Genomic DNA, 12025 nt, shown 5'->3' with positions numbered 1-12025 from the left:
AAATGACTATGACTCAGGAAAAATCGTTTAACCTGCTATCTTTCGGCGGAAAGATGAAGATCCTGCATTTCAGCTGGATCGCCTTTTTTATCACCTTCTTTGTGTGGTTTAACCACGCCCCCCTACTCGGCATGATTGCTGAATCCCTCGGGCTGACTAAGTCTGAGATCAAAACCTTGCTGATTCTCAATGTTGCGCTCACTATTCCAGCGCGCATTATCATCGGCATGCTGACCGACAAATATGGCCCGCGTATTACCTATGCGGCCTTGCTGTTTCTGGCCAGCATACCTTGCTTTGCATTTGCATTGTCCACAAACTTTGCTGAAGCCGCGATTTCCCGCTTTTTCTTAGGGTTTATTGGTGCAGGCTTTGTTGTTGGTATTCGCATGGTGAGTGAGTGGTTCCCAGCGAATGAGCTAGGCACAGCTGAAGGTGTTTACGGTGGTTGGGGGAACTTTGGTTCTGCCGCTGCAGCAATGAGCCTACCGACACTGGCCCTTATCTTTGGTGGTGATGATGGCTGGCGCTATGCCGTAGGCCTCTCTGGTTTGTTTAGCCTGATATTCAGTTTTATCTGGTATAAAAATGTTACTGACACGCCTAAAGGCTCTACCTACTTCAAACCAAAACGTATTGGTGGTTTAGAAGTCACGAGTAAAGCTGACTTTGTGTTTTTGCTTATTATGAAAATCCCATTATATGCCGCGCTTTCACTATTAACATGGAAGCTCTCTCCTGCGGGTGTGTCGATTCTTTCAGATACAGCAGCGCTGAGCATCTACGTGATATTGGCCGCTATCTTCATTTACGATTGCTATAGTGCTTATGACGTTAATAAAGAGATTTTCCATACACCGGTACCCGAAGTACAGCGCTATGCTTTTAAGCAAGTGGCGGTATTAAACGTGCTTTACTTTGCTACATTTGGCTCAGAACTTGCCGTGGTATCGATGTTGCCGTTGTTCTTCTCTGATGTTTTTGAACTAGATATGGTTTATGCCGGACTGCTCGCTTCTGCTTATGCATTTATGAACCTGATGTCTCGCCCTGGTGGCGGTTGGATAAGCGACCGCTTTGGCCGCAAAAAAACCCTGTTAATTCTCACAGCAGGTTTAGCAGGTGGCTATGCGGTAATGTCGACTATCGATAGCAGCTGGCCTTTAGCACTAGCCGTTATTGCAGCCATGGCGTGCTCGTTCTTTGTGCAGGCCGGCGAAGGTGCAGTATTTGCCGTCGTACCCTTAATCAAACGCCGTTTAACAGGCCAAATTGCGGGCATGACCGGTGCTTACGGAAACGTTGGCGCGGTATTTTATCTCACCGTATTATCGATGGTTGATTACTCAACTTTCTTCTCTGTGATTGCCGCAACAGCCGTATTAGGCTTTGTGACCTTGCTGTTTCTTAAAGAACCTAAAGGGCATATGGCTGAAGTAAATGAGGATGGCAGCGTTGCGCTCATCCAAGTGAACTAATTTAAGCCATGCACATTTAAATTCGTTGATTTAAGAAACTATTTAAAACGGGAGCCGTATAATGAGCAAGCATCTAGAAGTTCGTTTTGGTGGATACTCTACCAAAGGAAAAAAAGCGCTGAATCAAGATGCATTTGCGGCATCCCACCCTTCTGGTAGCGAGCGCCAATATAAAGGTGCTGCTGCTGCCATTGCGGACGGTGTTAGCAGTTGCGAAGACTCACATATCGCTAGCCAAACAGCCGTTACTGGCTTTATTGAGGATTACTTAAGCACGCCTCCTAGCTGGAGTGTTGGGCATTCGGCCTCACGTGTACTCACCGGCCTAAACCGTTGGCTCTACCATGAAAACCAAAGCAGAATAGGGCACCGTGAAAGCATGCTCACTACCTTTTCTGCTGTTGTGGTTAAATCATCCACCGTTTTTTGCTTTCATGTAGGTGACTCGCGCATCTACCACCTTTGTGATGGCGAGCTAGAGCAGCTCACTTCAGATCATGTATTAACCACTAAAAACGATGAATACTTATCTCGCGCCTTAGGCGCTGATTCACACCTAGAGGTCGATTTCTTTAAACGTGTATTAAACCAACATGACCGCTTATTACTGACGACCGATGGTGTGCATGGCCACTTACCTCTAGCCAGAATCAAACAGCTATTAAGTAGCCCATCACGAAGCGTCGAAGAGATTGCACAACAGATTGTCGATGAAGCCTACGAGAATGGCAGTGATGATAACCTCACTGCACTGATTGTAGAGATTGCTCAATTACCATTAGAAACGTTAGATGAATCGCACAAACGCCTGACACAACTACCTATTCCGCCGGTACTTAAACAGGGAAACAAGATTGATGGCTACGAAGTAGTAAGCGTTATCTTTAGTGGCACGCGCAGCCATATGTACTTAGTAAAAGATATAGACTCATCTGAGCTATTTATTTTAAAGGCCCCCTCTGAAAACTTTTCAGAAGATCTCGTTTATCTAGATGGCTTTATTCGTGAAGAATGGGTTGGGCTCACACTCGATCATCCTCATGTAATGAAAACATACCGCCCTGCTCGCCCTAAACGCTTTATGTATTACTTAGGCGAGCATATTGAAGGCGTCAATTTACGCCAATGGATGCACGACAACCCCTCACCCTCTATTGATCAAGTACGCCAATGGACACGACAGATCGTCAGCGGTTTGCGTGCTTTTCAGCGCAAAGATATGATTCATCAAGACCTTAAGCCCGAAAACATCATGATCAACAATGATGGCCAAATAAAGATTTTAGATTTTGGTACCGTTCTTATTGCAGGCTCAGAAGAGATCAACTCTCCCTTGGATAAATCGGTTCCTCAAGGTAGCGTTAATTACATTGCGCCCGAGTTTTTAGTCGGTGACTCTGCCAGTTTTAAATCTGATCTCTACTCATTAGCTGTGATTGTATATGAGATGCTGACAGGAGCTTTGCCCTACAAAGAAGCAGACCCAAAACAAGCGGTATTGGCCAACTACTGTGATCTTGACTACATTCCCAGTACTCACCATCGCAAGCAAACGCCTATATGGATTGAAGCCTGTTTAAAAAAAGCACTACAGCCTAACCCAGTGCACCGTTATAACGCCTTTTCAGAATTTATGCAGGACCTCACCGTACCGAACCGCCACCTAGAGGCCCGGATATTAAAACAGCCCCTGCTCGAAAAGCACCCTATACGCTTTTGGCAAAGTATTGCTGCACTGCTTTTCATAATCAATCTACTACAACTCTCTCTCAACTAGAATTCACTAGTAGCCAATCTAGCGCTACGCCAAGCCTGCCACGCACCAAAAGCGATCTTATTACATTGAGTCAATATTCTTTTGGTGCACCGCACATAAAACACTATTGCCGGCGCACGCATAAAAAACATTAACTCTATGATTTTATTGCAAATAATTAGATTGGCACACTATTCGCTTATATCTAAGAAAATATAAAAAGCTGTAACCACAATTTAACTTTGAGCTTTGAGCTCTGAACAATGGCGTTCTTCTCAATCATCACATTGATGTATTGAGTTGAGCGCCTTTTTTTATTCTGGAGATTAGCGATGACACAACCACATTTGGTGATTATCGGTAGCGGTATGGCAGGAGGCAGACTTCTTGATGAAATCATCCGCCGCCAGCCGGGCCGTTTCAAAATCTCTGTATTTGGTGAAGAGCGCCACCCCAATTACAACCGCATTATGCTATCGCCACTATTAGCAGGTGAGGTATCAAAAGATGAGATCGTACTTAACTCATACGAGTGGTACGCAGAGCACAACGTCACCCTTTATTCAGGCGAGCGTATTATTTCAATCGATCGAAATAAACAGCACCTGCTGAGCAGTGCGGGTACTGAAATCACGTACGATCAACTGGTTTTTGCTACAGGCTCTCGTCCGGCACGTATTCCTGCCAGTGGCCAGCACCTCGATAACATTTTTGATTTCAGAACACTTGAAGATGTTGATGCCATTATAGAAACCGCACAATTTTCCCAGCATGCCGTTGTGATTGGTGGCGGCTTATTAGGCCTTGAGGCTGCTTACGGATTAGCCGTAAAAGGCATTAAAACGACAGTTATTCATCGCGCTGGGCACTTACTTAATCGACAGTTAGATGCCCGTTCTGCAGAGATGCTACGCTTATCATTACAAGAGCGCGGTATAGACACTTTACTAAACACCGAAGTTGAAACTTTTCATGGCAGCACTTCTGCTAACAGTGCAGCACTTAGCAATATCACATTAAAAAATGGCAAAACGCTAGAGGCAGACTTAGCCATTGTTGCCATAGGCATTACGCCCAATACTCTTTTGGCAAAAGCAGCCTCTTTAGAGGTTGCACGCGGCATCGTTGTAAACGATCAATTGATCACATCCGATAAGCAGGTTAGCGCATTAGGAGAGTGTATTGAGCATCGCGGTGAAACATTCGGCTTAGTTGCTCCTATATGGGATCAAGCACGCATTCTGGCAAATCGTTTAATCTTTGGTCTACAGTCTGATTACAGCACCACCGCCACACCCACCAAGCTCAAAATATCCGGTATCGATCTATTCTCCGCTGGCGAAGTTGATGGATTACCACAAGATCGTGTTGTCGTCCTTCAAGATAAATCACGCCGTGTTTATCGAAAACTCATTATCAGAAACCAGCGTATTGTTGGCATCGTGTTATTCGGCGATGTACAAGACGGTAACTGGTACTTCAAGCTATTAGAGCAGCAGGTAAATGTAAAACCGCTATTACCCACCTTACTGTTTGGACAAGCGTTTTGTTCAAACCTTGAACAGACAAGCGATACGCCGTCTTGTGTATCGGCAGATACGTCAATATCAGCCCCCTTTATATCAGATCAAGAAAATCAGCCACATAGTGCGCTGACAGGAGCCACCCTATGAACAAGCAAAACCTCGTTGTTGTTGGTAACGGAATGGTAGGACACCAATTCCTTCAAAGCCTTGCCGATAGCGGCCAAATGGAGCAGTTCAATGTAACCGTCTTCTGTGAAGAGCCTCGCTTAGCGTATGACCGCGTTTATCTTAGCAGCTACTTTAGTGGCGCCACCGCAGATGATCTTGCGATGGGGCATATTGAAGAGTACCAAAACTGGGGACTAAACGTTCTGATTGGCGAAGCGGTTACCTCTATCGACCGTGATGCACAACGCGTACATACGAATAAAGGTACGACCCTTTTCTACGACAAACTAGTGCTTGCTACAGGCTCTTTTCCTTTTGTTCCTCCTGTACCTGGCCATGATCGTGAACATTGCTTGGTTTATCGCACAATTGAAGATCTTGAAGCAATTAAAGCATCGGCAAGCGGTGCTAAAACCGGTGTTGTTGTCGGAGGAGGTCTACTGGGTTTAGAAGCGGCTAAAGCAATCAAAGATCTGGGGCTAGAAACACACGTCGTTGAATTTGCACCCCGCTTGATGGCAGTTCAGCTAGACGACGGTGGCGGTGATCTTTTACGCAGCAAAATTGAAGAGCTCGGCGTGCAAGTGCATACCGGTAAAAACACTCAGCAGATTATCGATGGTGATGATGCTTTTCACCGAATGGAATTTGCTGATGGTGAAGTATTAGAAACCGATTTGATTCTCTTCTCTGCCGGCATTCGCCCACGCGACAATTTGGCTCGCGAATGTGGCCTTGAAGTTGGTGAGCGTGGCGGTATCGTGATCGATAATAACTGCCAAACGTCCGATGAGAACATCTACTCCATTGGCGAGTGTGCTCTGTGGAATGGCCGTATATACGGACTAGTTGCTCCTGGCTACACCATGGCAAAAGTGGTAGTCGAGCAGCTTATTGGTGGAGAAAAACAGTTCCTTGGTGCCGACATGAGTACCAAACTGAAACTGATGGGCATTGATGTTGCAAGCATCGGCGATGCACACGGCCATACCAAAGGAGCGCTGAGTTACACCTATAATGACCAAGTAAACGGCATCTATAAAAAGATTGTCGTATCAGAAAGCGGTAATGAGTTACTTGGCGCAATTTTGGTGGGTGAAGCCAATGATTACGGCACCTTGCTACAGTATGCACTTAACGGTATTAAGCTACCTTCCAACCCCGAAACATTAATCGTACCTAACTTTGGTGGGGACGATGCAGAAACCGGTTTAGGTGTTAGCGCGCTACCTGATACGGCACATATCTGCTCATGCCATGATGTAACCAAAGGTGCCATTTTTTGCTCAATTGAAGCGGGGGCACAAACCGTTTGCGACGTTAAAGCTGACACGAAAGCGGCTTCTGGCTGCGGTGGTTGTAATCAGTTGCTAACCGACCTTGTTAATTACGAATTAGAACAGCGCGGTGTTGAAGTATGCACCGACATCTGTGAGCACTTTGCCTATACCCGCGAAGATCTCTACAGCATTATCCGCATAGAAGAGATCAAAACCTTTGAGAGCTTATTAAGCACGCATGGCCATGGCCATGGTTGTGAGATCTGCAAACCACTGGTCGGCTCATTGCTGGCATCTTGTTGGAACGAGTACATTCTTGATACACCGCACGTTGGTTTACAAGATACCAACGACACCTTTATGGCTAACATGCAAAAAGACGGCACTTACTCGGTGGTGCCTCGTGTACCTGGCGGTGAGATCACACCCGACCAACTCATTGCCATTGGACAAGTCGGTAAAAAATATAACCTCTATACAAAGGTCACTGGCGGCCAACGTATCGATCTGTTTGGAGCACGCCTTGAGCAACTACCGACTATCTGGAAAGAGTTAATTGATGCCGGTATGGAAACCGGCCACGCTTACGGCAAATCCTTACGTACGGTTAAATCTTGCGTTGGTAGCACTTGGTGTCGCTACGGTGTGGATGATAGCGCAGGCCTCGCCATTGAGCTTGAAAACCGTTACAAGGGCTTACGAGCACCGCATAAAATCAAATTTGGCGTATCCGGCTGTACACGTGAATGTGCCGAAGCACAGAGCAAGGATGTTGGCATTATCGCTACTGAAAAAGGCTGGAATCTATATCTTTGTGGCAACGGCGGCATGAAGCCTCGCCACGGAGACCTATTTGCTACCGATTTAGATAAAGAAACATTAATTAAGTACATCGACCGCTTTCTGATGTTTTATATAAAAACCGGTAAACGCCTACAGCGTACATCTGTCTGGATGGAAAATCTTGACGGAGGTTTGGACTACCTAAGAAAAGTAGTCATCGACGATCATCTAACCTTGAACGAAGCACTTGAAAGCCAAATGGCTCATGTGATTGCTGCCTACGAATGTGAATGGAAACGCACTCTAAACGATGAGGACGCATTAAAACGCTTCCGTACTTTCGTTAACAGCGAAAAAACCGACAACAACATCGTCTTTATTGAAGAACGCGGCCAAATTCGTCCAGCCAATGAGATCGAAAAATCAGTCGCTGAACCCATCAAGATGATGGTGTGAGGAGAAAAAAATGACTACTAAAAATGAATGGTTCGACCTGTGCAGTATCAACGACCTAGTCGCAAATAGCGGCGTATGTGCACTTTTAAAAGAGGAACAAGTGGCCCTTTTCTACCTGCCAAACGAGCAAAAGGTATATGCCGTTGGCCAATACGACCCGTTCGGTAATGCCAATGTTATGTCGCGTGGAATTATCGGCTCGAAATTGGGACAGCTGTTTGTTGCCTCACCTCTTTATAAGCAACATTTCCTATTGGAAGACGGCAGTTGCTTAGAGGACGACGCCGTCAGCCTGCCCGTTTGGAAAACACAGATCATTAACGAGAGAGTAATGATTAATACAGCGTAAAAAAGACCGACCGCCCATCTATTATTCGTTATATCAATAGTAGATGGGCAGACACCGAGCAGTTGTATTAGTTGTTCAGCAGCACACTTGCCGACACACGAATAACCTGCACACTCTTTGCACCAGGTTGCTACCAATAAGCCCTTTTTTACCTAATCATAATGTGAATTTACTGGTCATCTGGCCCATTTTAGAAGCGCTGCTTAACAAGCTATCACTAGACACGACAATGGCTTGTGATGCGTCTTTGTTATCTTCAATTACATGCGCAATGCTATCCATGCTAGTCGCCATATCACTGGTTGTTCTTGCTACTTCTGCAATCGAGTCATAAATGTCATTGCTCGTCAGTGAGGCTTGTCGCGTTTGTTCCTCTATTTGCTTAACAGCACTTTGAGCATCATCACTTTGCTTTTTCACATTGTCGATACTGCTCTGGCTTTGCTCCATAGTAGTAATCACACAGTCCGTTTGTTTCTGGATTGCTCTAACCGTTTGCGTTATTTCACCGGTAGCCGATACGGTTCTTTCAGCAAGAGAACGCACTTCATCAGCAACCACAGAAAAGCCCCTGCCTGCATCACCTGCTCGTGCCGCTTCAATCGCAGCATTCAGTGCAAGCAAGTTAGTTTGGTCGGCTAGCCCATTAATGATTTCAAGCACGCTGTCGATTTTCTGAGAGTCTTTTTGCAACTGCGCTAACTGCTGAGATGATTGCTCAACAATATCAGAGGTACTGGTCAGTGCTTGCATGGCTAGTTGTATCGTATTACCACCGTTGATTGCAGCACTGTGCGCACTATCTGTTTCACTATTAAGACTTTTTATACTGTCAGCAACATGGTTAGCAGTCACACTAATCTGCTCTGTGGCGCTAGCTAACGTATTAGATTGGTCAGACACTATATTGTTGTTTTCTGCGATAGTTTGCACAGACGAACTTAATTCTGCGGCTTGTTGATTGAGCATTTTTTGGCTACTAATAACCTGCCCGATCAATGTTCTTAAATCGTTAGCCGTGGTATTTACCGCAGAGGACACTTGGTCAAACTCATCGGGGTGATTAGTATCCACTGCGATAGTCTGGTTAAGCTCTCCCTGAGCGATAGCACGCAGATGGCGGATAATTCGTTTGAGTGTTGCCGTTGTTTTCAGACTAATCATAATCAAAACAAAGGTAACAATAATACCAACCGCAATACTGACACCTCCTAAAGTCCACTCAGCTTTACTGGTCGCGTTTTCTGCTTTTGCTTGCGCGCTGATCAATAGATCTGTTTTTACTAGTTTTTGTGTTTGTTGGCTGTCATTACTAAATGCAGTTCGTGTGTTTAACATTTGCTGCTGAGTCTTATTCTTTGCTGAAGCCGCCACAATAACTTGCTTAAGCGACGCTTGATAAGCTTCAACATCTTTACCAAAAGCATCATAAAACTCAGCGTCTTTTAAGCTTTTAACGACAAGGTCCATTTGTGCAATAAGCTTATCAGCGGCTGCGTTGTTCGAGCTTATGAGGTACTCTTTTTCTAATTGGCGAGCAATGACAAATAGTTTGTAGAACGTGCTGAATGATGAAAGCTGGCTATCAAGCTGGACCGCACTTTTTTGCAGTGATAACAACACTCCAGAGTCATTACTAAATCCTAAATTTTTAAGTGACACTATTTGAGAAAGAATTGATGCATGGTATTGAAGAAAAGCATTTTCTGTATCCCTTAGTGCTTCTTTTAATGGCCCTGAATCTGTATTGGCAACATATTGCTTGAGTAATGGTTGGTACTTGCTTATCAGTTTTGTGACACTCGCAGTAAATGCTGATGAATTTTTATCGGTTAGTTGAGCTAAATTATTCTCTGCCGTGATCATATCCAGTTGTATGCTGGATAACGTGTCACTAACAGAGGTCAATTGAGACACTCGTGATGCCGCATTATTTAACGCATACAAGGTATTAAATGCGACTGTACTAATACATATAATTCCAACAAGAGTAATAATAATTAAAGCGATCAGTTTTTGCTTAAAGGACAGTTTGGGCATATCGTACTCATTTTTATTATTTTAGTTTTAATACATCAGATAAATTGGTAATACCAATTCACAAAAAAAACACGCATAAACTTTAGTACTGGTTGCTCTTTAAAGCAATTAACTCACTGGTTGTTTTTGTTAGCCCTATATCTACTCCCTAATCAGTCAGTGCTTGCTCAAGAAAATCTAACCGATCTTGTCCCCAAAAAAGTTCTGATCCCACTACAAATGATGGCACCCCGAAGACACCTTGAGAGATAGCTTCATTGGTGTTGTCGCTTAACAGTTGAGAGTAGTTTTGGTGATTTTTAGCCGCCTGTATAAGTGTGACCGGTAATTGCACATCAACTAATACAGCCGTTATGACCTGTTCATCGGCTAAATTAAGGTTATCTCTCCAAAGCGCCGCGCCTAGCGCAATAACGAGTTTAAGGGCGTCATGTTCACCTTCAATAGCCGCAAATACAGTACGTATAGCAAGGCTTTCATCAACAGGGAAAAAAGCTGGTTCAAGATGAATAGACAAGCCCAGCTGTCTACTCCAACGCTGTAACTCTATCAATCGATAAGCTTGTCGCTGCTCAGAACGCTGCTTTAAAGGTTGCCCACCGGTACGTGGAAATAGCTCACTAAGCACTACCGGCTTTAGATCTACTGTGGTGCTCTTATCCTTAGCAATATCAGCTAAGCGAGCGCCCGAAAAATAACTCCAAGGCGAATTTAACACAAAGTAATACTGTATATTTTTAGTCATTTTTAAGCTCCAAAGTGTTGTCAGTAACCTGATAATAAGTTTTCTATAAAAGGATATATACGCCCTGGAGTTATAAAGAATTTAAAAGAGATGTTGATAATTAAGCCTAAAAAGTACAATTATCTAAGGCTTAAATACGCCTTGCCTCCTTAAGCACCTGATAGCTATAAAGCAGCAGAGCAAAGACAACAACAGCACTGCCAACCAGTGTAGTGCTAGGTGCTTCATCAAATGACTCTGTTTATACAAAGCCATTGTTAGCGTGTTATGACAGGAAGTGTCGACCATGCGCGTTTATGCAGCATTTCACAGCCATTATCCGTGATTAGAATATTTTCTTCATGAACCATCATTTTTCCAGAGGAAAATGTCATCCCAGGCTCTAAGGTCAAGATCATACCCGCTTGTAAAACCACATCGCCGCCCTCCACATTCGACGGCCATTCTGTTAGCTGCATACCTAGCCCGTGCCCCATGCGGCCTACATCATTGCCTAATGCTCCAGCATCCTCCAGAACTGACCACATAGCTTTCCATACATCTCCTGTGGTGCGCCCTGGAGCAGCAATATTCAATCCTGCTTCAGTGGAAGCATAAACAGCCTCATAAGCATCATGGGTTGCCCGGTCAACGTCACCAAAAGCAAAGTTACGATCATAATCACTGAAATAACCGTCAAAGTTTGCACCCGTATCAATGATCAACACATCACCTTGAGTAAGCTGACGATCTGTTGGCCCCATAATGATGTTGTCGTAGCCCCCCCGCCCCGATGCTGAGATCAGATACGGACATGAATCAGCACCTAATCGCAACATTTCTAAATGCATTGCTTTGCAGGCTTGGCGCTCTGTCATACCTGCTTTTAAGTTGTTTAGCAGATAATCAAAACCGGCTGCCGTTACATCGCATGCAAAACGTAGCTTTTCCACTTCAGCCGAAGATTTAATACTACGCAGATCACGTATTATCTCACTCACATCCACTATTTTGTGCGAACGCAAATGCTCTAGCAAAGTCTGGTAGTTAGCAGCTGGCATACGTAAATGCGTTTCAGGGCCAAGCATCGCACCAATATGATGCGAACCCTTAGCAACACTTTTCAGCGTATCAGCAAGTAAGCTGACACCATCATCCATAGGTCTTGGAGAAGGCCAACTGCGAACATCTTCGATCCAGGTTTGTTCAAAGCCCGCTACACCAATCTCCGGTACAACAGCTATAGGTTTACCTTTGGCAGGAACAACCAAAAACCAAGGTCGTGTCGGGCTTTCCCAGAACTGCGACTTAAAACCACTGAAATAGCGGAACTCAGGTTCAGTTGTAAAAAAAACAGCATCTATTTGTTGCCCGGCCATACGACTTTGTAGCTTCTCAGTACGTATTTCAAATTCGCTATGCTCAAAACCACGCGATGGGGCCGTCAGGATATTTGTCATAAAAT

Annotated in this window: 8 protein-coding genes; 5 read left to right on the top strand and 3 right to left on the bottom strand. The window is 44.6% G+C overall.

The genetic code is table 11. From position 1 onward, the window contains the following. The first annotated feature begins 8 nt into the window (after window positions 1-8). The 5 genes from NEJAP_RS06210 (at window position 9) to nirD (ending at window position 7796) form a co-directional block, all read left to right on the top strand. Complete coding sequence (locus tag NEJAP_RS06210) at window positions 9-1478, top strand: NarK family nitrate/nitrite MFS transporter (RefSeq protein ID WP_201349797.1); 1470 nt, start codon at window positions 9-11, stop codon at window positions 1476-1478. 61 nt (window positions 1479-1539) lie between these two features. Continuing rightward, complete coding sequence (locus NEJAP_RS06205) at window positions 1540-3255, top strand: bifunctional protein-serine/threonine kinase/phosphatase (protein ID WP_201349796.1); 1716 nt, start codon at window positions 1540-1542, stop codon at window positions 3253-3255. Window positions 3256-3566: 311 nt separating this feature from the next. After that, window positions 3567-4907: an NAD(P)/FAD-dependent oxidoreductase gene (locus NEJAP_RS06200; protein ID WP_201349795.1), complete on the top strand. Its 1341-nt coding sequence runs from the start codon at window positions 3567-3569 to the stop codon at window positions 4905-4907. Next, window positions 4904-7447: a nitrite reductase large subunit NirB gene (gene nirB, locus NEJAP_RS06195; protein WP_201349794.1), complete on the top strand. Its 2544-nt coding sequence runs from the start codon at window positions 4904-4906 to the stop codon at window positions 7445-7447. The genes NEJAP_RS06200 and nirB overlap by 4 nt, the downstream gene beginning before the upstream one ends. Before the next feature lie 10 nt (window positions 7448-7457). Continuing rightward, window positions 7458-7796: a nitrite reductase small subunit NirD gene (gene nirD, locus NEJAP_RS06190; protein ID WP_201349793.1), complete on the top strand. Its 339-nt coding sequence runs from the start codon at window positions 7458-7460 to the stop codon at window positions 7794-7796. Window positions 7797-7952: 156 nt separating this feature from the next. Here the strand turns inward: nirD and NEJAP_RS06185 are convergent, their stop codons facing one another. The 3 genes from NEJAP_RS06185 to NEJAP_RS06175 form a co-directional block, all read right to left on the bottom strand. After that, window positions 7953-9836, bottom strand: a complete 1884-nt coding sequence (locus NEJAP_RS06185) for a methyl-accepting chemotaxis protein (RefSeq protein ID WP_201349792.1) — start codon at window positions 9834-9836, stop codon at window positions 7953-7955. A 148-nt stretch (window positions 9837-9984) separates the two neighbouring features. Continuing rightward, complete coding sequence (locus NEJAP_RS06180) at window positions 9985-10581, bottom strand: 2-hydroxychromene-2-carboxylate isomerase (RefSeq protein WP_201349791.1); 597 nt, start codon at window positions 10579-10581, stop codon at window positions 9985-9987. 257 nt (window positions 10582-10838) lie between these two features. Beyond that, window positions 10839-12020 carry a M24 family metallopeptidase gene (locus NEJAP_RS06175; RefSeq protein WP_201349790.1) on the bottom strand — a complete coding sequence of 394 codons (1182 nt, stop codon included), beginning with the start codon at window positions 12018-12020 and terminating at the stop codon, window positions 10839-10841. Window positions 12021-12025: the final 5 nt, after the last annotated feature.

The sequence above is a fragment of the Neptunomonas japonica JAMM 1380 genome (assembly GCF_016592555.1).
GTDB classification, from domain to species: domain Bacteria; phylum Pseudomonadota; class Gammaproteobacteria; order Pseudomonadales; family Balneatricaceae; genus Neptunomonas; species Neptunomonas japonica_A.
This window is presented reverse-complemented; position numbering and strand designations above follow the sequence as displayed.